The 22,553-nt window shown below is 61.5% G+C and carries 15 protein-coding genes; 12 read left to right on the top strand and 3 right to left on the bottom strand.

Going from position 1 to position 22,553, the window contains the following annotated elements; all coding sequences use genetic code 11:
- Window positions 1-54 precede the first annotated feature (54 nt).
- From ACG01O_RS02320 to ACG01O_RS02275, 10 genes are all read left to right on the top strand, one after another.
- On the top strand, window positions 55-1,836 hold the full coding sequence (locus tag ACG01O_RS02320; protein WP_394380933.1) for an AIPR family protein: 1,782 nt from the start codon (window positions 55-57) through the stop codon (window positions 1,834-1,836).
- Window positions 1,836-3,833 carry an ATP-binding protein gene (locus tag ACG01O_RS02315; protein ID WP_394380930.1) on the top strand — a complete coding sequence of 666 codons (1,998 nt, stop codon included), beginning with the start codon at window positions 1,836-1,838 and terminating at the stop codon, window positions 3,831-3,833. The genes ACG01O_RS02320 and ACG01O_RS02315 overlap by 1 nt, the downstream gene beginning before the upstream one ends.
- Before the next feature lie 12 nt (window positions 3,834-3,845).
- Window positions 3,846-5,654: a site-specific DNA-methyltransferase gene (locus ACG01O_RS02310; RefSeq protein ID WP_394380927.1), complete on the top strand. Its 1,809-nt coding sequence runs from the start codon at window positions 3,846-3,848 to the stop codon at window positions 5,652-5,654.
- Complete coding sequence (locus ACG01O_RS02305; protein ID WP_394380924.1) at window positions 5,651-8,383, top strand: DEAD/DEAH box helicase; 2,733 nt, start codon at window positions 5,651-5,653, stop codon at window positions 8,381-8,383. Before ACG01O_RS02310 ends, ACG01O_RS02305 begins: the two co-directional genes overlap by 4 nt.
- A gap of 217 nt (window positions 8,384-8,600) precedes the next feature.
- On the top strand, window positions 8,601-10,805 hold the full coding sequence (locus tag ACG01O_RS02300) for an McrB family protein (RefSeq protein WP_394380921.1): 2,205 nt from the start codon (window positions 8,601-8,603) through the stop codon (window positions 10,803-10,805).
- Window positions 10,805-11,926 carry a 5-methylcytosine-specific restriction endonuclease system specificity protein McrC gene (gene mcrC / locus ACG01O_RS02295; RefSeq protein ID WP_394380919.1) on the top strand — a complete coding sequence of 374 codons (1,122 nt, stop codon included), beginning with the start codon at window positions 10,805-10,807 and terminating at the stop codon, window positions 11,924-11,926. Before ACG01O_RS02300 ends, mcrC begins: the two co-directional genes overlap by 1 nt.
- A gap of 489 nt (window positions 11,927-12,415) precedes the next feature.
- Window positions 12,416-13,675 (top strand): hypothetical protein, encoded by a 1,260-nt coding sequence (locus tag ACG01O_RS02290; protein ID WP_394380917.1) that lies wholly within the window; start codon window positions 12,416-12,418, stop codon window positions 13,673-13,675.
- Window positions 13,672-14,283 (top strand): condensin complex protein MksE, encoded by a 612-nt coding sequence (locus ACG01O_RS02285; protein ID WP_394380914.1) that lies wholly within the window; start codon window positions 13,672-13,674, stop codon window positions 14,281-14,283. Before ACG01O_RS02290 ends, ACG01O_RS02285 begins: the two co-directional genes overlap by 4 nt.
- Window positions 14,283-17,039, top strand: a complete 2,757-nt coding sequence (locus ACG01O_RS02280; RefSeq protein WP_394380911.1) for a hypothetical protein — start codon at window positions 14,283-14,285, stop codon at window positions 17,037-17,039. Before ACG01O_RS02285 ends, ACG01O_RS02280 begins: the two co-directional genes overlap by 1 nt.
- On the top strand, window positions 17,036-17,902 hold the full coding sequence (locus ACG01O_RS02275) for a DUF7281 domain-containing protein (protein ID WP_394380908.1): 867 nt from the start codon (window positions 17,036-17,038) through the stop codon (window positions 17,900-17,902). Before ACG01O_RS02280 ends, ACG01O_RS02275 begins: the two co-directional genes overlap by 4 nt.
- An 18-nt stretch (window positions 17,903-17,920) precedes the next feature.
- Here the strand turns inward: ACG01O_RS02275 and ACG01O_RS02270 are convergent, their stop codons facing one another.
- Window positions 17,921-18,679 carry a helix-turn-helix domain-containing protein gene (locus ACG01O_RS02270; RefSeq protein ID WP_394380905.1) on the bottom strand — a complete coding sequence of 253 codons (759 nt, stop codon included), beginning with the start codon at window positions 18,677-18,679 and terminating at the stop codon, window positions 17,921-17,923.
- A gap of 119 nt (window positions 18,680-18,798) precedes the next feature.
- Here ACG01O_RS02270 and ACG01O_RS02265 point away from each other — a divergent pair, with 119 nt between their 5' ends.
- A complete protein-coding gene (locus tag ACG01O_RS02265; protein ID WP_394380903.1) occupies window positions 18,799-20,379 on the top strand; it encodes an AAA family ATPase in 1,581 nt (526 codons plus the stop codon).
- A 127-nt stretch (window positions 20,380-20,506) separates the two neighbouring features.
- On the opposite strand, the gene ACG01O_RS02260 is transcribed toward ACG01O_RS02265, so the two are convergent.
- On the bottom strand, window positions 20,507-20,974 hold the full coding sequence (locus ACG01O_RS02260; protein ID WP_394380901.1) for a hypothetical protein: 468 nt from the start codon (window positions 20,972-20,974) through the stop codon (window positions 20,507-20,509).
- 2 nt (window positions 20,975-20,976) lie between these two features.
- Window positions 20,977-21,885, bottom strand: a complete 909-nt coding sequence (locus tag ACG01O_RS02255; RefSeq protein ID WP_394380899.1) for a hypothetical protein — start codon at window positions 21,883-21,885, stop codon at window positions 20,977-20,979.
- A gap of 344 nt (window positions 21,886-22,229) precedes the next feature.
- Here ACG01O_RS02255 and ACG01O_RS02250 point away from each other — a divergent pair, with 344 nt between their 5' ends.
- Window positions 22,230-22,478 carry a helix-turn-helix domain-containing protein gene (locus ACG01O_RS02250; RefSeq protein WP_016445613.1) on the top strand — a complete coding sequence of 83 codons (249 nt, stop codon included), beginning with the start codon at window positions 22,230-22,232 and terminating at the stop codon, window positions 22,476-22,478.
- Window positions 22,479-22,553 lie beyond the last annotated feature (75 nt).

Below are 22,553 nucleotides of genomic sequence, written 5' to 3'. Positions count from 1 at the left end.
TCCAACCGTGCGATGCGAGCGCACGAGTTGAAGCAGCGCATTCTTCGTCACTGATTGGGCGTTGACTTTATGGCAACAGCACCCATTCGCCCGCTTGAACTAGACCTGCTGTGCCAGAAGCTGGACGCCGACTACGCAGCGCTCATCACGGGGACGGGCACAAGCCCGGAGTCCCGCCGCAGCAATTTCCTGTCCAAGGCGATTGCGGCGTTCGTACTGCATGAAGCCGCTGGCGCGACCTTGGCAGAGGCCGTCGCCGCGAGCATTGATGGCGGCCTGGACCACGGCATCGACTCGGTATTCGTGGCCAACGATCAGACCATCTGGCTTGTCCAGTCGAAGTACAAGGAGTCCGGCTCCGGCGAGCCCGAACTTGGTGATGTGTCCAAGTTTCGAGATGGCGTCACCGATCTCATCCAGGGACGCTGGGACCGCTTCAACAACGCACTTCAGAACCGCAGCGGCGCAATCACCAATGCCTTGAACAGCGGCGTCTGCAAGGTCAAGGTGGTACTCGCCTACTCTGGCACGGCAGTGTCCGATGACCGAAGGGATATCTTTGCCGACCTGGAGCGTGCGTTCAACGGGCCGAATCCCGGATTCCTGCGCTGCCATGCTTACGGGCTCACCACCCTTCACGACCTGCATTTGGACGGCATCTCAGCCCAAGCGATTGAGGCTGACATCGAGCTGAAGGACTTCGGGCACACCCAGCTGCCTTACAGGGCGTTCTACGGCCGCATGGATGCCAAGCGGCTTGCAGAACTTTGGGTGCAGTACGAAGACCGCCTGGTTGACCGCAACATCCGACGCTTCAAGGGAACGACGACCGTCAACGCTGGCCTGACGGAGACCCTGCAACAGGAGGCGGAGCACTTCTTCTACTTCAACAATGGCGTCACGTTCCTCTGTGAGGCCATCAATGAGCAGCATCCTCGCGACCCCCATCGCGAGTCTGGGAGGTTTCGTGTCCAAGGGTTGTCCATCATCAACGGTGCTCAGACCGTGGGGGCCATCGCCAAAGAGCCGATAGCCCACTACGACGCGAATCCCGCCATGGTGATGGCGACTTTCGTATGCCTGGACAACACGCCAGACGGTTTTGGCGACCGGGTTACGCAATCCCGGAACCGTCAAAACGCGGTGGACTTGGAAGATTTCGCTGCCCTCGATGAGCGACAAGCCATGTGGCAGCAGACGCTGCGGATGGCCGGGATCGAGTACATCGTCAAGCATGGTCAGGACGATGCTCCACCATCCCCAACCAGCTTCAGCGCCCGTGAACTGGCCCCGTTTTTGGCCTGCACTGTCACGACGAACGATTGGCAGGACTACCTGGTCGCAGCAAAGTCAGACAAGAAGAGGCTCTTCGGACGAGAGGGCCTTGTGCCAGCAACCGATCCGCTACGCCAGTCCTACGAACGGCTATTCGCTGACTCTTTGACCGCCAAGCAGATGTGGCGCATTGCCCAGATCGGCCGCGCGGTCATCGGCAAGGTTCGAGATCGTGCGAGTGCTGAGGGCGATCCCCAAGATTTGCCGCCCGGCACGCTGCCCGCCAGAGAGGTTCTGGCCCACGGCGCATGGATGGTGCTGCACGTGATCTTCATCCGGCTGCCACTGCACAACGGAGCCGAGTTGAATCTCAGTGCGGACGAACTGACAGCACTCTCTCGCGAGATCGACTCGGTGGCAGATCGCTTGGTTGCCGTTGTTCAAGCAATTCAGTGGAACAAGCAAGCGCGCAGCGTCTTTGAGAACAAAACGGACTGTCGATCCGTGAAGGGCCGCTTGATGGCGGCCTTGGCGCAGCAGAACCAGGGGGGAAATCAATAGTGCAAGCCAACATCAAAGGTCTGGTAGACCGGCTGGAGCTTTCCCAAGCCAAGGCCATGATGCCTCTGTACGAGGCTATCTCCAACGCTGTTGATGCCATCGAAGAGCATCAGGACGGCTTCATCAACCACTCAATCCGCATCCGGCTGGTGGCGTCCAATGACCTCGCCCACCAGGCCGGAGACGGAACGCTGGTCGTTGACGGCTTCGATGTCATCGACGATGGCGTGGGCTTCAATGACAAGAACCTGGCCTCCTTCAAGGAGGCCCACACCCTTTCGAAGGTGAAGCTGGGTGGCCGAGGTGTCGGCCGCTTCACCTTTCTGAAGGTGTTCTCGTCAGTCCGCATTCGCAGCGTCTTCAAGCGCGAGGGTCAGGCCCTGCTGCGAGAGTTCGACTTCAGCATTGAAGATGAGCTGAAGGGCGCGGATGTCACATCCGAGGTCGCCGAGAAAAGCGGCACACAGACCTCTCTGCGCGGCATGGACGAGAAGTTCCGCGCCGGGTGGCCCACACAGCCCGAGACGATTGCCGAGCGTGTGATCGCGCATTTCCTGATTCGGTTTGCGGCCCGCTCTTGCCCGCCGATGACGCTGGAATCACCGGGCCATGCGCCCATTGATCTGCACGCGTTGTTCCAGTCCACGGTGCTGGCGCACATCGAGGAGCAGTTCTTCGATGTGTCCGGCCACACGTTCGCCTTGCAGGCCTATCGACACCGTGATGGCCGCTCGCGCCATGAGCTGAACCTGTGCGCCAACGGGCGAGAGGTCACCACCACCAAGTTGCGAGACCTGCTGCCTGAACTTCCCGAGAAGTTCCTGGATGACGAGCAGTCGCCGTACACCCTCATCGTGCTGGTCACCGGGGAGTATCTAGACGATCACGCCAACCAGGAGCGCACGCGCATTGCGTTTCAGAGCGATGACGAGCCCGAGCTGGAACAGACGCTCGTCTCCCGCCGTGCCTTGAACCAGGGCATCACGGGCGCATTGCGGCCCTTGCTCACCGGCGACCTGAAGTCAACCAATGAGGAAAAGCGCGTCCAGATCGAAAAATTCGTCGAGCAGGCACCCGAATACCGGGCGCTGACGCATCCTCGCTACCGAGAAATCATCGAGCAGAGGATTCAACCTGGCTTGTCGGACGAGAAGCTGGACGAAGCGCTCCTACATGTCAAACGGGATGTTGAAGACAGTGTTCGCAAGGATTTGCGCCACGCTGCCACCTACTTTGAAACTGAATCGTTTGAGCAGTATGCCGAGCGCTTCCAAATACTTGCCGAGCAGGCCAACGAGCTAGGCAAGGCTGAGCTTGCAAAGTACATCACCCATCGTCGGACGATTCTTGACTTGGTGTCGCTGAGCCTCAAGAAGCGGCGCTCGGACAACAAATATCCGCTTGAACGGGTCTTGCACAAGATGCTCTTCCCCATGGGGGCTACTTCGAAGGATGTTTTCTTTGAGCAGCAGAACCTTTGGGTGATCGACGAGCGGCTTTGCTATCACACGCTGCTCACCTCAGACAAAAAACTGAACTCGATTGAGGGCCTTGGGGACACGTCCGGCAAGGAGCCCGACATCTGCGCCTTCTTCTACGACACCCCTATTGGTGTTCGGGAAGAAGAGGACTCCACAGGTGCGATTGTCGTGATCGAGTTCAAGCGCCCTGGTCGCGATGACTATCAAGCGGACCCCGCACAGCAAATCATCAAGCGTTTTGTCGAGATTCAGGAGAGCAAGCTCGATGATGTGGACGGTAGGCCCATCAACGCACGCGGCATTCGGTTTTTCGGCTATCTGATCGCGGATTTAACACCGTCTCTCAAGCGAGAAATGCGCATGAACTATCACGAGTCGATTGATGGCGAAGGCTATTTCAAGACGCTCACGGGCGGCAACGGCTACGTCGAAATCATTTCCTACGACAAGCTTCTGAAAGACGCCGCACGCAGAAATCGCGTGCTGTTTGAGAAGCTGGGTCTGCACAAGAACTAAGGTGACACCACCATGAGCAAACAAAAACTAGAACTCACCTGGATCGGGAAGGAAAAGCGCCCCAAGCTGGAGCCGCGCATCCTGCTCGAAGACCCGGAGAAGTCCTATCACGCCAAGCTTCGCGTGACCGAGAGCGACATCTTCGACAACCGATTGATCTTCGGCGACAACCTGCTGGCATTGAAGGCGCTGGAACAAGAGTTTTCGGGGAAGGTTAAGTGCGTCTACATCGACCCGCCGTTCAATACTCAGCAAGCCTTTGAACACTACGATGACGGCTATGAGCATTCGATTTGGCTGGGATTGATCCGAGATCGCGCCGAAGCGATCCGCCGCTTAATGTCCGATGACGGCACGCTGTTCGTCCACATAGACGATAACGAACTTGGCTACCTGATTGTTTTGCTGGACGAAGTCTTTGGACGGGCCAACAGGGTGTCGGTCGTATCGTTCAAACAGGGATCTGCGACCGGGCACAAATCTATCAACCCTGGTGTCGTCAGCACTACCAACTTCATCCTCATTTACGCCAAGAACAAGTCGGCGTGGGCTCCAAATCGTGTTTTCACAGCTCGGGCGGAACGCGACAAGCGATATGGTCAGTACATTGAAAATTATGATGATCCGTTTGAAAATTGGCGCTTTTCCACATTAGCCAGCGCTTTTGCAGACAGTCTCGGCCTGCCAGAGCGAGGGCTAAAAAAAGCCTTGGGTGACGAGTACGAAGAGCAAATATCAGCTTTTGTTCTGAAAAATGCTGGGAGGGTAATCCAGCTCGCCCGACCAGACTACTCTGCGGTGAGTAGCGCAGCTCGCGAAATGATTGATACATCTCGCGCGAACCCATCAGTCGTAATGAAACTTGGGCGAGCCGGGTATTCCGACATGTACTTCATCGGCGGGCAGAGAATTCTTTTCTACTCTGACAAGCTAAAGCTGATTGATGGCGAATATGTTGCTGGCGAGCCGCTCACCAGTTTGTGGGATGACATCCTCTCTAACAATCTACACAACGAAGGTAGCGTCGATTTCCCGAAGGGAAAAAAGCCTGAAGCGCTCATCAAGCGGTGCTTTGACCTTGCGACAAAGCCTGGGGACATCGTTCTCGATTCGTTCGCCGGCTCTGGAACCACCGGTGCTGTAGCCCACAAGATGGGGCGTCGCTGGATCATGGTTGAACTTGGTGAGCATTGCCATACCCACGTCATCCCCCGGCTGAAAGCCGTAGTCAACGGCGAAGACTTGGGCGGCATCTCAAAGGCGGTCGGGTGGCAAGGCGGCGGCGGCTTCCGCTACTACAGGCTCGCCCCCAGCCTGATCGTCAACGACCGCTGGGGTATTCCAGTCATCAACCCCGAGTACAACGCAACGCAATTGGCGGAAGCGCTCGCCAAGCTGGAGGGGTTCACCTATGCCCCATCAGAAGTGCAGTGGTGGCGGCATGGGCATTCCAGCGAACGCGACTTCATCTACGTCACCACCCAGAACCTGTCTGCAGATCAACTTCAGGCGCTATCGGATGAAGTGGGCAGCGACCAGAGCCTGCTCGTCTGCTGCGCGGCCTTCCATGGTGTAAGCGCAGCCAAGGCATCCGAGCGCTGGCCAAACCTGACGCTGAAGAAGATTCCGAAGATGGTGCTGGCCCGCTGTGAGTGGGGCCACGACGACTACAGCCTCAACGTCGCCAATCTGCCAATTGCCGAGACGACAGAGCCTGCCGAAGAGCACGGGCCTGCAACCGGCGCTGCCACACGCAAAACCAAGAAATCCGCCGCCACGAATGCGGGGCAAGGCGGTCTGTTCGGGGAGAACGAAGAATGAATGCACGCGTCCAGAACGCCGTCACCGGCCGACTGTCTCTGCGCCCGCCGCAAGCGGAATCCCTTGCGAAGCTCGTGCGCGCCATCGAGGCCGCGCCGGAGCTGCTGGGCCATGATCAAGACGTCGCGGCCATCCTTGCCACGCTGAAGGCAGAGTTCCCAACGCTGGAAGACTTTGAACGCGACTTCCCCTCGCTGTGCTTCTCGCTGGCTACAGGCGTGGGCAAGACGCGGCTGATGGGCGCGTTCATTGCCTACTTGCACCTGGCGCATGGCATCAACAACTTCTTTGTGCTGGCACCCAACCTGACGATCTACAACAAGCTGATTGCGGACTTCACACGCAACACGCCCAAGTACGTCTTCAAGGGGATCGCGGAGTTTGCGCAGCAGCCGCCCTTGATCATCACGGGCGACAACTACGACCAGACCGGTGCGGTGGTTCAAGACCAGACGATGGGCTTTGCCCACGACGTGCGCATCAACATCTTCAACATCTCCAAGATCAACTCGGAGGTGCGTGGCGGCAAGGAGCCACGCATCAAGCGCATGCGAGAGGTGCTTGGAGACAGCTACTTCAACCATCTGGCCAGCCTGGACGACCTGGTGCTGTTGATGGACGAGTCGCACCGCTACCGGGCCAGTGCGGGCGTGCGGTCCATCAACGAACTGAAGCCCCTGTTTGGACTTGAGGTGACGGCCACCCCGTTCGTGGAATCCACGCGAGGCCCTGTACCCTTCAAGAACGTGGTGATGGACTACCCACTGGCGCGGGCGATGGAAGACGGCTTCGTCAAAGAGCCTGCAGCCGTGACTCAGCGCAATTTCGACGCCAAGGCGCACTCGGCGGAAGAGATCGAGAAGATCAAGCTGGAGGACGGTGTTCGCCTGCACGAGACCACCAAAGTCGAGCTGCTGACCTATGCCCGAGAGAACGGCGTGAAGGTGGTCAAGCCCTTCATGCTCGTGATCGCGCGGGACACCACGCATGCCTCGCAGCTGAAGACGCTGATTGAGTCATCGGCCTTCTACGAAGGGCGCTATGCGGACAAGGTGATCCAGGTGGACTCCAGCCGCACGGGGGCCGAAGAGGAGGAGATGATCTCCAAGCTTCTGGCGGTGGAGAGCGTGGACGAACCCACCGAGATCGTCATTCACGTCAACATGCTCAAAGAGGGCTGGGACGTGACGAACCTCTACACCATCGTGCCCCTGCGAGCTGCCAACGCGCGCACGCTGATTGAGCAATCCATCGGTCGCGGCTTGCGCCTGCCCTATGGCAAGCGCACCGGGGTTGCTGCGGTGGACCGCTTGAACATCGTGGCCCACGACAAGTTCCAAGAGATCATCGACGAGGCGAATCGAGGAGACTCGCCGATCCGCCTGAAGCAGGTGATCCTGGAGGCACCAAGCGCTGACGACAAGAAGGTGAGCGTGCAAGTCAGCTCAGGCGCCATGGCGCGGCTGGGTCTTGCAGAGCCCCCGCCCGTGGCTGCCAGTGCTGTCAGCGCGGGGGCGGCACCGGCTGCCGCGCCTACGCCCGTGTTCACCACGGAGCGCGAGCGCCAAGCCGCTCGCGTGGTGATGGATGTGATCGGCAAGTATGAGGTGAAGCGTGACCTCGTGCCGACGAGCAGCGCACTGCTCACCCCGGAGGTGCAATCGGCCATCCTGGCTGAAGTCACCGAGCGACTGAAGCCTGCCCAGGGGGAGTTGCTGGCCGAAGTAGACGAGGCCGCACCGGCTCTTGATCTGTCGGCCGTCGTGTCCAAGACCACGGAAATCGTGGTGCAGCAAACCATCGACATTCCGCGAATAGCAGTGGTGCCCACCGGGGAGGTCACCACCGGCTTCCACTCGTTCAAGCTGGGCTCACTGCCCAACTTTCAGCCGGGTCAACGGGAGATCGTCGGCCAAGAGCTGCGCACGAACCATCAGTTCACCATGAGCCGTGAAGCGGGCATCAGGGAGCAGCGCTTCGAGGATTACATCGTCAAGAAGCTGATCGACTACGACGACATCGACTACTTCACGCAGGCCGACTTGCTCTACGACTTGGCCGGTCAGGCCGTGGCTCATTACCAGGCACAGAACTATTCGGATAACGAGCTGCATGAAGTGTTCGACACCTATGGCGCAGAACTCGCCCGCCTGATCCGGGCCGAAATGATGGCCCACTTCTGGGAGGAAGCCACTGACTACGAAGTGCAGGTCAGCCGAGGTTTCACGGAACTCAAACCGTGCAACTACACGGTGGTCGCCGGGCAGACGGCTCACAACTACCGTGAAACGGTGACCGAGCTGAGCAAGATCAAGCAGATGTTGTTCGGCGGTTTCTCGCGCTGCCTCTACCCACTGCAAAAGTTTGACTCGGACACTGAGCGGCGCTTCGCGGTCATCCTGGAACGCGATGCTTTGAAGTGGTTCAAGCCCGCCAAAGGGCAGTTCCAGATTTACTACAAGCTGGGCAGTGAGCAGCCGGAATACATCCCCGACTTCGTGGCGGAGACCGACTCGATGATCCTCATGGTGGAGACCAAGAAGCGGGACGACCTGAGCTCGGACGAGGTGAAGTCAAAGGCCGCCGCTGCTGTTCGCTGGTGCTCGCACGCGTCAGCTCACGCGGCCACGGTAGGCAGCAAACCGTGGCGCTACCTGATGGTGCCGCACGATGAAATCAAGGAGTCGGACCGGCTGACCGCCTTCCTGCGGTTCGAGCTGAAGGCTTGAGGGAGACGCAGAACCAATCAGCAGGCGCCGCGAAATAAAGAACCCCTCTCGGTGTACTCGCTCGAAAGCGAGAACACCGAGAGGGGCCGTGTTGCATGCGATTGTGAGGGGACGACAGCGCAGGGTCAATACAGGCCGTGATGCGGCGGCGCCGTGAATCGGCATCGCAATCGTCCAAGCAATTGCTTTGACGCATCGGGATGACGAAGGGAGAAAAATGACAGAACAGACCAGCAACCAATCTTCTAGTACAACGTGGTTCGTCGGAGCCAGCTTCGGTCACACCGATGACCAGAGCGCCCGCTTCCTCGAAGAAGGCATCTGGGAGATCAGCAGCCCCAGCCAGAAGGAGCAGGCGCTGGTTCGCTCCATGCGGCCTGGTGAGCGCATTGCCATCAAGGCCGCGTATGTGCGCAAGCACGGTCTGCCTTTCGACAACCGTCAGCAGACGGTGTCCGTCATGGGCATCAAGGCCATCGGCGTCATCACCGAGAACCCACAGGACGGCGAGCGCGTCAAAGTGCAATGGCAGCCCCCTGATGGCGTGCGCGAGTGGTACTTCTACACCTACCGCCCCACCATCTGGCGCGTTGTGCCTGGCGAATGGAATGCGGATGCGCTGATCGAGTTTGCATTCAACGGCAAGCCCCAAGACATCGAGCGATTCCGCAACGCGCCGTACTGGAAGGACCGCTTCGGCACGCTGTTCCAGTGGGCGGACTTCTACAAGGCCGTCGCCGAGAAGCTGCTGGCCTACGCAAGCAACCGAGTGCCGCTCATTCAAGGCATCCACCAGATTGCTCAGCGTGTGCAGGGCCTGGGCTATCTGCAGGACAAATTCCCAGATGGAAGCAGCGGCCCGCTGCAGGACATCTGCCCGTTTACGGTGATGGGCACGTTCAACCGGGGCATGACGGACGCCAACCGCAAGCTGATTGCGGCAGAGCTGGCGAAGCTGCTCGGCGTCACCGTGTCTGTGCCCGCGACGTTCGAAGGCATCCCCGTGCTCAACAACCAGCGCTCCTGGTTCTTCCGCTACGCGGACAAGCGCGGGGCGGGAGACATTGATGCCCTTTGGCGCGTCTTTGCCGCAGCGCAGACGCTGGTTGAAGACGACGGGCCAGGCACCCGCGACGAGTTCATCGAGGCCTATGACGCCGCAACCCAGGTCTGGGGTGTGGCGTGGAATCTGTCCACTGGCTTGTATTGGGCTGCCCCCTGGGAGTTTCCGACGCTGGACAGCCAGTCGCGGCACTACATCCAGAAGCGCCTGGGCGTTCCGATCACCACCCCAGCGCCGCAAGCGCCATGTGATGCGGCCACGTATTTGCAACTTGCCGACGACCTGCGTACGCGGTTCGCGGAGGAAGACTACCCCGTGCACAGCTTCCCGGAGTTGTCGCTGGCATCGTGGCAGTTCAAGGATGCGACGCCTGCGCCTCAGGAGGACGAAGTCGCGCCGGACATGTCCGGCGATGACTCAGGTGATGAGCTTGCAGCCGAAGTCGTCCAGTCTCAGGCCCCCATCGTTCCCTACTCGCTTGCCGACATCACGCGTGACGGCTGCTTCATGTCGGAGCCAGAGCTTGAGCAGCTACTGGACCGGCTGCGCACCAAGAAGAATCTGATCCTGCAAGGGCCACCCGGCACCGGCAAGACATGGCTGGCCAAGCGATTGGCCTTCGCCTTGATGGGGCAGAAGGACGATAGCAAGGTCAGAGCCGTCCAGTTCCACCCGAATCTTTCGTACGAGGACTTCGTGCGCGGCTGGCGGCCTACTGGTGAAGGCAAGCTGACGCTCGCCGATGGCGTCTTCATGGAGGCCATCAAGGCTGCGAAAAAGGAGCCCGCAGCCAAGTTCGTCGTCGTCATCGAGGAGATCAACCGAGGCAATCCGGCCCAGGTGTTCGGTGAGTTGCTGACGCTGCTGGAGGCAGGCAAGCGCACCCCCAGCGAAGCGTTGGAGCTGTGCTACCCGGATGCTGACGGCGTACGGCGGCCGGTCCACATCCCCGAGAACCTTCATGTCATCGGCACCATGAACATCGCGGATCGGTCGTTGGCGCTGGTTGATCTGGCGTTGCGGCGCCGCTTTGCGTTTGTTGGCCTTGAGCCTCGCCTCGGCCCAGCGTGGCGGAACTGGGTGGTTTCAGCATGCAGTGTGGATGAAGCACTGGCGTCAGACATTGAGCGACGCATGGCCGAGCTGAACGAGCAGATTGCAGCGGATGCACGCTTGGGCAAGCAGTTCCGAATCGGTCACAGCTATGTCACGCCCGTGCATCGGCTGGATGCGGGCAGTACCCGGCGGTGGTTCCAGCAAGTCGTGGACACGGAAATCGGCCCCCTGCTGGAAGAGTATTGGTTTGACTCCCCTGAGGAGGCGCGTCAGGCCACCGCACGGTTGCTGCAGGGCTGGTGATGGGTCTGATCGCGCCACCGATTTCCGCCGAATCTGGGTTCGCGCCCGGATTCGTGGGGCGCATTCCAGTCCGGAACCTGTGGCTGTTGATGCTGTATGCGTCGGACCTGTTTCGGACTGGCGGCACCGCCCATGTGGCGGTCGAAGAAAGCCCCGATGAATTGCCTGATCTGGTGGCAGAAATTTTGGCCCATGCCGTTGAGGCTCGGCTGCACCGTCACCTGAGCCAGGGCTATCGATCTCGGGAAGAGTGGCTCAGCCGCGTTCGCGGGCGTATCGATTTGCTGACCACTGAGCGGCGCCAGTTGCTGGATCGCGGCTTGGTGGCCTGCCGCTTTGCGGAGCTCACCATCGACACGCCACGGAATCGCTTCGTCCGCGCTGCATTGGAGTCCGTCGCCCGCCTGGTCAAGAAGCCTGCTGTCGCCCATCGGTGCCGATCTCTTGCTCCAGCGATGTGGTCCCGAGGCGTCGCAGGCCAGCCGCCGACCCGCGCCCAAATGAGCGCTGATCGATTTGGACGCCATGATGCGGACGACCAGTTCATGGTGGCAGCAGCCAAGCTTGCCTATGACCTGGCGCTACCCACGGAATCCGCAGGCGGCAACGTGCTGGCGATGCCTGGCCGGGAAGAGGCTTGGGTTCGTCGTCTGTTTGAGCGCGCCGTTGGCGGCTTGTATGCCGTGGTGCTCAGTCCACTCGGGTGGCATGTTCGTTGCGGCGCCACGCTGCAGTGGCAAATCTCGTCCAAGACGGAAGGTATTGATGACATCTTGCCTGCCATGCGCACCGACGTGGTGCTCGACCATGGTGGCTCGGGGCGACGTATCGTCATCGACACCAAGTTCACCTCCATCGTCACGGCAGGGTGGTATCGAGAGCAAAGCCTGCGCAGCGGCTACATCTACCAGATGTACGCCTATCTGCGGTCACAGGTCGGCTGTGGCGATGCACTGGCAGACTCGGCAAGCGGCCTGTTGTTGCACCCCGCCGTTGGAACGATGGTCGATGAAACAGTCGTCATCCAGGGTCATCCGCTCCGCTTTGCGACCGTGGACTTGGCAGCGAAACCTGCAGAGATTCGTGCGCAGTTGCTGAAGTGCGTCGAGGTGCCATGCTGACGCGCTCCTGGCCGCTCCCTTCCTTGAGTCGCCACACTGTTGGGCGACATGACGCCACACTGCACGGCGGGGTGTCAACACACTGCTGCCACATTGGGCGGAGACCTCTTGACACTGAGTTCACATATGGCCCCCACCTGTTTCGCACAAAGCAGGCACCGGTCTTCGCGCAAGGGTTGGCATCGTCTGTCGCACATTCATGTTGGACGCACGTTCGCAAGCAGGCTGTCCCCACCGCATTCGGCACATTCTTTGAGTTCGCTTCTTCGAGCTCAAAGAATGTGGCCGCTGGGCGCCAAGCCGACAGGTTTGGTGGGCAGCGGCAGCTGGGGACACTGCAGAAGAAGGCTGCGTCCAGATCAGGCATCGGGTTGAATCCTCGCTGCGGCCATGGGCCGACGTGCCGCCATGCGCGGCAGTGGGCGACACCAAATGGTCTGGAATCGCGCACCGAACACGATACTCGCCATGGCGGGAGGTTGAGCTGACATGGCCAACCCGCGTTCCCTGATCTACGCGCTGTATACGCACTGGGACACCGTTGAGGTCTTGGTGAGGCTGTCCCGCGAGTTTGCGGTGCTCACCACCGAACAAGTGCTGGGCTGCATCGCCAAGGTGGCTCCGCAGATGGATGCCGAGGCCCAGGGGACAGCCCTTCGCGCCATGGTGAATGCAGACATCCTCCAACCCTGCGCCCGCAGCAACGACCTGCAGCTCAATGCCTATGTGCTGGACTTCGTGCGCGGGCTGACCCGCGAGCACGAGCTCGGTCTGGCTGCCGTGCTTCAAGCACGTGTTGCCGCCATCCGCGAGGCCACAGAGGCTCTCAACGAGGGCATGCAAGGTGCCGACATGGATCGGGTGCGGGGGGCAGCCAACAAGCTCGCAGAGCTCTTCCGCCAGATCAGCTTGCAACTGGATCAAGACCGCCACGCACTGCTGGAACTTGCCGAGGACGCCAAGAGCGCGGACGCCGGCATGCCCATCGCCCAGCGCTACAGGCGTGTGCTGGAGGCCTATGACCACTACGTCGAGCCGATGAACCAGATGATGGACACCGGCCCGCAAGGCACGTTTTACCGTTACCTGGAAGACGCCGAGCGGTCGCTGGATCTGGCCTTTGAGCAGCTGTCTGTTCAAGGCGGGCTGTACTCGCATCGCCTGCAGCTCAGGCAGGTGGCGCACCAGGCCAAGGAGCTGCGGCGATTCGGTCGCCTGATCGCACAGCAATGCGCCGACACGGTGTTGCCACTGCGCGAGGAGATGCGTCAACACAATGCGCTGACCAGTGCCGTCAGCCTGCTGCTGGGCCAGGTGCGCAAGCGGGGTCTGCGCCGAGCCTTGTCGCGGCATGCCGCCGGCACAACACTGCCCGTCTGGCGCAATGAACGCGGCTTCCGCCTGCAACTGGGCGATGAAGTCCGCGCCGTGATGGCCGCAGCGCAGCAGTACCAACCGCAGTCGGTGGCCTTCCCGCAAGATGCCCCTGGCAACGCCCCGCCGCTACTGGAGCACGTGGACGAGGCAGCTATCCGGCAGCAGCTGAGAAGCAGCCTACCGGTGGACAGCCTGCTGGACTGGCTGCATACCCATCACGGTCATCTGCAGGATGGGACGCTGCTGCGGCTGTTCCATGAGCTGCAGCACGAGAGCAGTTGGCAGATCGAAGCCAGCGAGCATCCTGAGACCACCACTTTGCAGGCCATCCGCGTGCTGCACCATCCTCACCGAGTGAGCATTCCGGAATGACGACGCCTCATCCACTGACGCCGCAACTGTCGCAGATGCCAGCACTGGCCGAGCTCTTCCGCTTGTTCCTGTCCGGCAAGCACCTGAACCGCATGGCCGAGCCTGCACTTTGGGCCGAACTTGAGCAGCACGAACCGGCCTATGCAGGCCTTTTCGTAGCGCTGGGCTTTGAGCTGCGCGTGGATGCGCGAGGCTTTGCTTGGTTCCACAGCACCGATGCCAGCAGCAACATTGGCAAGGTCAGCCGTCAACTGGCGCTGCTGTTCATGGTCATCTTCGACGCCCAAGCCAATGCCGGCAAAGCGCTGCAACGCTTCACCGACTGGCTCATCGACCGGGAATGGCTGGCCGAGGTGCACGAACAGCAGAAAGACCTACTGGACGCCGAAGGGCTGTCTCCCGATGGGCTGATCGATCTGCTGGGCCGCGCCTGCACGCTGGGATTTGCAGTGGCGGAGCCGGCAGGCTGGCGGCTGTTGCCCGCCGTCTGCCGCTACCTGGACCACTTTGAGGGCCTGGCCGCAGCATCCCGAGATGACGACAACGAGGCGGATGCTGCCCCTGAGGAAAGCAGCGACGACGTGCTGAACGACGAGGAGAGCGACTGATGCAGCACGGCTTTCAACGTTTGGTCCTGCTTGGCAGCGCGGGCTACTCCCGCGCCGAGCTGCCGCTGGATGGCGCGGTGTCCCTGGTAGCGCCCAACAACACGGGCAAGACCAGCCTGATCAATGCTTTGCAGTTCCTGCTGATCATTGACCGGCGCCGCATGGACTTTGGCGCGCACGACGTGGAGAAGAGCAGGCGGTTTTACTTCCCCAACAACAGCGCCTATGTGCTGCTGGAGGTGTCGCTGCCGGAATCCGGCACCGTGGTGCTCGGTTGCGTCGGCAAGGGCGTGAGCTTCGAGTACGAGTACTTTGCCTACGCCGGCCCGCTCAAGGTGGAAGAGTTCTGCCTGCCCGATGGCTCGCTCGTGGCACAGCCCAAGTTGGCCAGCCATCTGGCCACCCATGGGCGCCGCGTGTTCAGCTACAGCGGCAGCGAGTTCGCCGACATGGTGTACGGCGGCCGGAACCGCAAGCTCAGCGGCTCACAAGACTTCTGCGTGTTCCGCCTGGAGCACGCCAGTGACGCCAGCGTCTTCCAGCGTGTGCTCACCCGGACGCTGCGGCTGGACAAGCTTCGGTCCAGCGAGGTGAAAGACTACCTGCTGCAAATCTTCCGGCGTGATCTGCCGGACGCCAGCATCGACTTCAAGGCGGAGTGGGACAAGGCTTTTGCCGACCTCAACGCTGAGCGCAGTCAGTACCTGGCCGCCGAACGTCTGAAAGGCAGCCTCGCTGAACTGGAGCGCAAGCAAGAGGCTCGACTGACTCTGCGCGGCAAGCTGCTGTGCTGGCGGCCCATGATCGACGAAGCCCTGGGCCAGTGGCAGCAGCACTTCGAATCACGCCAGCAAGCCCTTCAGCACGAGCTGCAGCAGTGCGATGGCGAGCTGGACCGCTTGCGAGAGCAGGATCGCCAGGCTGTGCGCGAGCAGAGCCAGTGGGAGCAGGAGCAGAAGCAACTGCGCCAGGAGCGCCAACAGCTGCAAGCATTGCGACAGCGATTCGCTCTGGTGGAAAGCCGGGCGGTTCTAGAGACGTGCCGCCGCGACGTGCAGGCCCAACGAGATGCTCTGGTGGTCCGCTTGAGCCAAGCGCAAAGCCGGCCACCAGCATCCATCGAACGCGAGCTCGCCCGCGTGGACAAGGAGCTGACCCAGCTGGCACAGGAGATGCGCACCCAAGGCCACAACCTTTACCAGCAGTTGGCAGGCGCTTTGCCGCCCGATCAACTGGCGGCGCTGAACAAGGTGCTGGCCAGACCCGTGCTGACCTTGGGCGCCGAAGACTTCCAGCTCGATGGCCTGGCGCTCTCCAAGGCTTTGGGAGATGCCAATGGTGAGCATGCTGGCCTTCCGGGCCTGCAGCTGCGCGTCGCCTCCCTGCCTGAGCAGCACCAACAGCGCGGCCTGGCCGAGCTGGGCGAGCTGCTGCGGGATTTGCAGCAACAGCAGGAGCAGCTGAAGGAGCAGCTGGCGACGGCACAAGCGCTGGAACTCGTCCAACGCGAACGTGATGGATTGGAACAGCAGCTGGTGCAGCTGGACGCCGAATTGCGGGACTACAGCCAGATGCAGGCCCTGCAAGACAGCGACGCTGAGCGGGAAGCACTGCTTGTGACACTCAACCAGAAGCTCGCCGAGCTGGCCACCAGTTTGGCGCAATCGGCTGCCCGGTACCGGGCGCTGGATCAGCAGCGTCAACAGAGGCAGAAGGATCTGGATTCACTCGGGCAACAACACCGGCAGATCGAGCAACGCCGCAACCAACGCATCGATCAGGAAGGCCCGTTCACCTGGCTGTCCGACTCACCCCACCACCCCTGGTTGGCACAGCCGGAGTTCGCGCTGGACCAGCTGGCCGAACGCCTGCAGACCTATCAGGCCGACTGTCGGCAGTTGCTGGAACTGGACGACCAGATCCGCCGACTGCTGGGCGAAATCCACACGGGCGGGCTCACCAAGTACCAGTTCGTCGGTGAGCCCGAGGCAGAAATCGCGCGCCTGGTGGAGTTCGCCCATCACCTGCCGCAGGAAGCCGAGGCCCTGGAAAAGAAGGTGCGGTCGGCGGTGGTGAACGTCGCGGCTTGCCTGCGCGAACTGCGCGATGGCTTGGCCGCGTTCAAGCGCCGGATGCGCGAGTTCAATCGCAAGATCAGCGGACGCCAGCTCTCCGATTTGGCGGTCTTCAAGATCGAACCCGAAGACGAAACCGCGCTCGTCGAGGCCATCGAGCTGCTCATCAGCACTGCTGCCACAGTCGGCAATGGCGAGACCTTCGAACTCTTCAACCAGCAGAGCGTGCTGGATGATGACCAGCTCAACCGTGCCAAGACCCTGCTCATCGAGGAAGGCAACGCCCGCCACGGTTTGCGCGTGGCCGACCTGTTCCGTCTGCGCTTTTGGGTGGGCAAAACTGGTCGCGAGCCGGAAGCCTTCGATGACCTCGACAGCGCCGCCTCGAACGGGACGGTGCTGATGGCCAAGCTGGTGACGGGCTTGGCGATGCTGCACCTGATGCAGGATCAGCGGCGCCCGATCCAAGGCATTTGCTATCTGGACGAAGCCCTGGCCCTGGATGCTCGTAACCAGCGGAGTCTGATCGAGACCGCTGCTGAGTTCGGCTTCTCGCTGATCTTCGCCTCCCCGGCGCCGCTGACCACCGTGCGCTACTGTGTGCCGATTCATCACCGGCAGGGCAGCAACCAGATCAGCCGCTTCAGCTGGCAGATCATCGAACCCTTGGAGGCCCGATGACGGAGCAGGCCCTGCGCGCGGCGTTGCTCAAGCTGCAAGGCAAGAGCCTCTTGCCCGCCAGCCAGTTCACCCCGGCGCAGCGCAGCGCCTTGGATCGCTTTGCGCGACAAACGGGGGCCGTGAACTGCCTGCGACAAGGGCGAGGAGACGTGTACAGCGTTTGCAATCAGGCAGTGTTTGAAGCTCATGTGACCCAGCTCTCGCCTCAGGTGGAGCCGTCTATCGCCGACCAACTTCCTTTGCGCGCACAGCACGTGGCTCATGCCCGCGACAGCAAGGCCCGGCGTCATCAACACGGCAGCTACTACCCGCTGCTCAAGGCGGTCGGCGACGCAGTCATCTGGCGTGAGATCGACCGGGGTACGGACTTGGAACTGAGCGCTGCCACATGGGACTTCGGTGCGGCCTCTCTGTGCATTCACCCAGATGACGCCTGGCACACCGAACAAGCCCTCTGGCTCGTCGAGAACCAAGCCTTGTTTGATCGCACGGACTGGCTGCCTGAAGGCACGCAAGCCACGCTGCTGTACTACGGCGGGCATCTCGACGGCAGGCTACTGTCATGGCTGGGTCATCGCCCCCGTGCCAGCCGGGTGACCCTTTTCCCGGATTACGACGGCGTTGGCCTGAGCAACTTCGCGCGACTTCGTGAAGCGCTGGGCGATGCTTGCGATTTCTGGCTGATGCCGCAGTGGGAAAGCAAGCTGGCGCGCTATGGCAGCGTTCAGCTGTGGCGGGACACCTTGCGCCACTTCACCACCGCCGTGGCGCAACTCCCGGCGCCCGTGCGCGAGCTGACCGAGCAGATGCAACACCGGGGAATGGCGCTGGAGCAGGAAGCGGTCTGGCTGCCCGCGTCCTAGGTGCGTTCGTTCGGCAGTTCAGCCAGGTTTGGCTTTGCCTGGACGAGCGAAGTCGTCTTCATCGAGACGCATCGTCTCGATCTTCAACGCCAATTGGGTGGGGCTCAACCCCCTGCGCATCGCACTGCGCAAGCTCACCTCCAAGATGCGCCACCCCAATGAGTCACCGTTCGTGAGCACAAAGTCCTGCCCAGGCGGCGCTCCGAGGCGTTGCATGAAGCCATGGGCCAGTTCACCTGTCGGAATCTCTTGCCCACCCTGCTCGGCGAGGCTCAAGAGCGCTGAAGCGGTCGCTTGCGGGTCATGGGTGGGGATGCCCTCCAGCGCGACGGGCAGCACGATCATTCGGTCAGGGCTGACCATCGCGGCCAGATCGTCCTGCGCAGTGGGACCTGGCGTGAGAGACAGTCGAACCCATGCCTCGCCCCACTGCAGAAATCTTGTGTGGGACATGCCTGGATGCTCATCGAGAAACAAGCATCGGGGCGCCACTGGCTCCTGAAGCAGGTTGAAAACGCTGCGCACGTGGGCCCATTCACCTTGGTCGCTCCAGGTGTGCACCATGTCCGACCGGAGCTTCCCACCTTGGATACCCAAGTGGTAAAGCAACGCCGTCACGCGCGCCGCAGAGATGACCTGCGGTTTGCCTTTCAGCCAAGCAGACAGGTTGGCCGCGCGGATGCCGGTGGCGTCGAACACCGCAGCCAATGTGAGGCCTCGCAGACGCAAGAGCGCACCAGCCAGTATGGGGAGTTGCTCGCTGCTCAACGCGGACATGTCGGGCTCCAGGGGGATCACAGTAAATCACTATAACCAAGATGAATGCGCGAAGCGAACGCTGGATCTCCGTGCTTTGTATTGTTATAGTGATTTATAGTAAATCCAAAGAAGCCATCATGACCCGCTCCAACAGCCACCGCCCCATGAGCCGCGCCACCTACCAAACTTGCGTGGCTGCTTTGAAAACCACGCATCCATGGCTGGCCAAGCAGGTGGTGGAGCCCGCCCCTGGCCACTTGGCGGTGCTGGCACATTTCGTGGGCCAATGCGAGTTGCTGATGAAACCGGCCGACTACCGCCACCTACCGCTCTTTTGCGCCACCAACCAGCGCGACAAGCTCAGCCTGCGGGTGGAGCTGGTGGGCGCCAGCGTCAACAGGGACAGGGCTTTGTTGGATCTGATCGAGGCCGCCCGGCATGCGGCCCAACAACATTGCCCGGTTTGCGCAGCGCCGGTGATTGGTGGCGATGCGAACGCAGGCCAGGGCGTGCGCTGCAAGCAGCACGAGGCCACCATTGGGCTCTTCGCCGAAGACCTCAAGCGCAATCACAAACTGGCCGTAGCTGCAGGGCTGCTGCCGGCCGCCACCAAGACCGAGAAGTCGGTGCGTGGCGAGCCGCTCGATCCGTCCATCGACGAGGCTGTTCATGCGCTGGTGCAATCACTGCCAGACATGAAGCCACCGGCAGCGGCGCCGGAACAGCCCGCCCGAAATGCACCTCGGGCAACACCTCAGATCGCGTTTCTGAACGCCGGAGGCCTGCGTAGCTTTGTCGAGCGCCACCGTGCCAAGCCCGACGAGAGGGCTAAGCGGGCGCAGTACATCGCCGAGCGCATCCGAGCCGCTGGCCACGAACGCCGCAAGCTGGGCGAACTGCCTGATGACTGGCCACAGCTGATCGAAGACTTCCAGCGCGACTTCCCCAACTTCGCTGAGCTGGCGGACGTGATTCACGACCACTTCGCCTTGCACGCCATGGGCGATGGCCGTGTGGAGTGGTCTCCCATCCTGCTGGTGGGCCCTGCCGGCATTGGCAAGACAGAAGCCGCGCGATGGCTTGCAGCGCGCCTGAGCTTGCCGTTCAGGGTGATCGACATGGCCAGCACCCAGTCCAGCTCGCCGTTGGCCGGGTCGGAATCGTTCTGGTCGAACTCGGAGCCAGGCGTCGTGTTTGAGCTGCTGGCCTACCAGCCGCTGGCCAATCCGGTGATCGTGCTGGACGAGCTCGACAAGACGGACCAACAACGTCAGTACGACCCGCTCGCGGCGCTGTACACCCTATTGGAACCTCGCAGCGCGCGCGACTTCATCGATCTCTCGATCCGCGATTTCACCATCGATGCCAGCCACGTGAACTGGATCGCCACGGCAAACAGCATCGAAGGCATCCCGGCGCCACTGCTTTCGCGCATGACGGTGCTGCATGTACAGGCCCCGACGCCAGAGCAGGTGGCCCACATCGCTCGACAGATGTATGGCCGCATGCGGGCCGAGAGCCCTTGGGGGTCAGGTTTTGAGCCGACGCTGGACGACCAGGTGGTGGACAAGCTGAAGAACTTGCCGCCGAGAACCTTGGGGCTGGCGTTGAAGCGCGCGCTGGGGCGGGCAGCACGGGACGAGCGGGATCACATTCGGGTGTGCGACCTGCCTGCCCTCGGCTGCTCGCCCCGAAAGGCAATGGGGTTCGTGGGCTAACACCGCACAACGCCGCACGCCCAGTACGCTTGTGAGCGTTTCAGCGTGCATCTAGCCTCTGCGACATCCGTAGGACGCAACCAGGCGATTACGGTAATTACGATAGTTACGGTAATCGCTGCAGCCCTTACCCCCGCTGGTGGGCCTGACCACATGCATGGCAAAACCACGTGCTCTGCCACCGGCGCTTCGCGGCGCTGTAGGCCTTCGCCTGGGTACGCCATCCCTTCATCAGCAGCCAGCCCAGCGCGATGAGTCCCACGCCCACAGCTGCCTGCTTCCAGTTGTAGCGCAGGCCCGCCAAGCCGACGTACACGCATTCACGTGCCAACAGCGGGCACACCGTCATCGACATGTAGATGACGATACCGCCGATCCCATAGGCTCCGATGAACGGTAGCGGTGACGGCGGCGCGGGCGGAGCGCAATGCTGAGCCAGCGCCGTGGATTGGGAGCCCTGGCTGCTGCCTTGAACAAACTGCCCATCTGAAGTGACCGCCGTGTGCGTTGCGTGGAACTGCTGGGTGCCACCCGCATGCACGACAGCCATCGGCTGGATGTGGGTGCTGCCGCAGCTGGGGCATTGCATCGCCATGTTCAGCCCTCCGAGCCTTCGGTGTTGACGGTGCAGGTCAGCGTGGCTTCGCCGCCCTCCATGCCTGCCGACAGCACGCCGACCTTGGTCAAACGGCCATAGGTCTTGCCGTCCTTGCCCAGCTTCAGCGAGGCTGATTTCGCAAGCTGCTGGACCGTGAGGACGGGCAAGTAGCTGCGGTAGGTTTGCTCACCCCCGTCACGCGACACCGCCACCCTGCGGACGCTGAACCCATAGACCTTGACGGGCTCGGCGAGCGTGACCGGCGTAACGCCTTGATCTGGATTCCATCCCGACTGCTTGAGCAGCGACTCAGCTAGTTCAAATCGTGGACCGATGGCCGTGCAGCTCAGCGCCTGTTCGAGCTGCGCCTTGGTCTTGGCGCCCACGGGCTGCGACGCTCCGTTACTGGAGGCAGGAGGCACGGTTGGCTTGATGACCGCGTTGGCGTCATACCCTACCAACCAGAGATTGGTCGGTGCGCCCGGCTGCCATCCGGTGTCGAGCACCAGTTGCTGGACAAACCCCTGGAAGGCGAGCTGCTGCCGCTCGCTGATCGGCTGCCGGTCGGGGATGGCCAGCATAGGCGGCTTGGGGCCAACGGTGCGGACATTGCCGCTGTGCTCGACCGCCGTCTGCTGCATGAAGAGGTGCAGGTTGGCGGCGTTGTTGACCGCGTACCCCACCGACTGCCCCCAGCAGACCGAGAAGGCTGGCACGGCTTCGGACTTGGTCTTGCTCCACCAAATGGTGGCCGTACCGATCCAGCAGTCGTTGCGAGACCAGTCCGTGACCGTGACAGCCACTCGCGGGAAGTAGGTCTTGGGCGTTCCGTCGTAGGGATGCTTCGCGAAGACGCCCGCCAGCGCTGTCGCCGAGACGCGCGGTGCAGCAAGCGGGCTCGAAGCCATATCACTCGGCCTCCCTGAAGAGAGAGCCGGTGCAGGAGCCCGTGCGGTGTCAGCGGCCGAGGCAGCCTCGGTAGTGCTGGCAGTTGGCCTGGGGGCGCTCCTGGGCTGCAGGCCCAGCTTGTCACTCAACGACACCGACACGCGGGTACTGCCATCCGGCTGCTCTGTCGTTGCGCAGCCAGCCACGGCCATGGCGGCGAGGAATAGGCCAATAGCGATCCTCATTCATCTTCTCCCATAGGCTACTTTCATCTACCCATTAACGACTTAATGTCACGCATGGTTGACATTAAGTCTCTCATAGCTTGTAGCCTGTGCAGGCGTGAGTAGTCACGCTTGGCTGCATGAAGAAGAACAAGGAAAAGCAGTCAGCCCGAATGGTTTTTGCGGCCAACCTGCGCCTGGCCCGCCGTCTGCGCGACGTTTCTCAGGAAGCCCTGGCACTTGATGCAGGGCTGTCACGGACGTACGTCAGCGAGGTAGAGCGCGGAGAGCGAAACGTGTCCATCGACAACATGGGACTGCTGGCTGACGCCCTGCAGATCCCGCTCAAAGACCTTGTCGATCCGGAGCGCTTCAAGGTCTTGGACTGAGGGTTGAGTCCACGATTGCTCTGTGGGATGGACCAAGTCCGCTACGAACGGTTTTCCACAGATTCGCGCAGCCCA

The sequence above is a fragment of the Pelomonas baiyunensis genome, assembly GCF_043555935.1.
Taxonomy (GTDB): domain Bacteria; phylum Pseudomonadota; class Gammaproteobacteria; order Burkholderiales; family Burkholderiaceae_C; genus Pelomonas; species Pelomonas baiyunensis.
The sequence above is the reverse complement of the archived record's forward strand: the minus strand, read 5'-3'. Positions and strand labels throughout refer to the sequence as shown.

Bases quoted from the DNA above. Each gene is read 5' to 3' on its own strand.
- ACG01O_RS02310 (WP_394380927.1), top strand. From the start codon at position 3,846: ATGAGCAAACAAAAACTAGAACTCACCTGGATCGGGAAGGAAAAGCGC.
- ACG01O_RS02305 (WP_394380924.1), top strand. From the start codon at position 5,651: ATGAATGCACGCGTCCAGAACGCCGTCACCGGCCGACTGTCTCTGCGC.
- ACG01O_RS02300 (WP_394380921.1), top strand. From the start codon at position 8,601: ATGACAGAACAGACCAGCAACCAATCTTCTAGTACAACGTGGTTCGTC.
- mcrC (WP_394380919.1), top strand. From the start codon at position 10,805: ATGGGTCTGATCGCGCCACCGATTTCCGCCGAATCTGGGTTCGCGCCC.
- ACG01O_RS02290 (WP_394380917.1), top strand. From the start codon at position 12,416: ATGGCCAACCCGCGTTCCCTGATCTACGCGCTGTATACGCACTGGGAC.
- ACG01O_RS02285 (WP_394380914.1), top strand. From the start codon at position 13,672: ATGACGACGCCTCATCCACTGACGCCGCAACTGTCGCAGATGCCAGCA.
- ACG01O_RS02280 (WP_394380911.1), top strand. From the start codon at position 14,283: ATGCAGCACGGCTTTCAACGTTTGGTCCTGCTTGGCAGCGCGGGCTAC.
- ACG01O_RS02275 (WP_394380908.1), top strand. From the start codon at position 17,036: ATGACGGAGCAGGCCCTGCGCGCGGCGTTGCTCAAGCTGCAAGGCAAG.
- ACG01O_RS02270 (WP_394380905.1), bottom strand. From the start codon at position 18,679: ATGTCCGCGTTGAGCAGCGAGCAACTCCCCATACTGGCTGGTGCGCTC.
- ACG01O_RS02265 (WP_394380903.1), top strand. From the start codon at position 18,799: ATGACCCGCTCCAACAGCCACCGCCCCATGAGCCGCGCCACCTACCAA.
- ACG01O_RS02260 (WP_394380901.1), bottom strand. From the start codon at position 20,974: ATGGCGATGCAATGCCCCAGCTGCGGCAGCACCCACATCCAGCCGATG.
- ACG01O_RS02255 (WP_394380899.1), bottom strand. From the start codon at position 21,885: ATGGCTTCGAGCCCGCTTGCTGCACCGCGCGTCTCGGCGACAGCGCTG.
- ACG01O_RS02250 (WP_016445613.1), top strand. From the start codon at position 22,230: ATGAAGAAGAACAAGGAAAAGCAGTCAGCCCGAATGGTTTTTGCGGCC.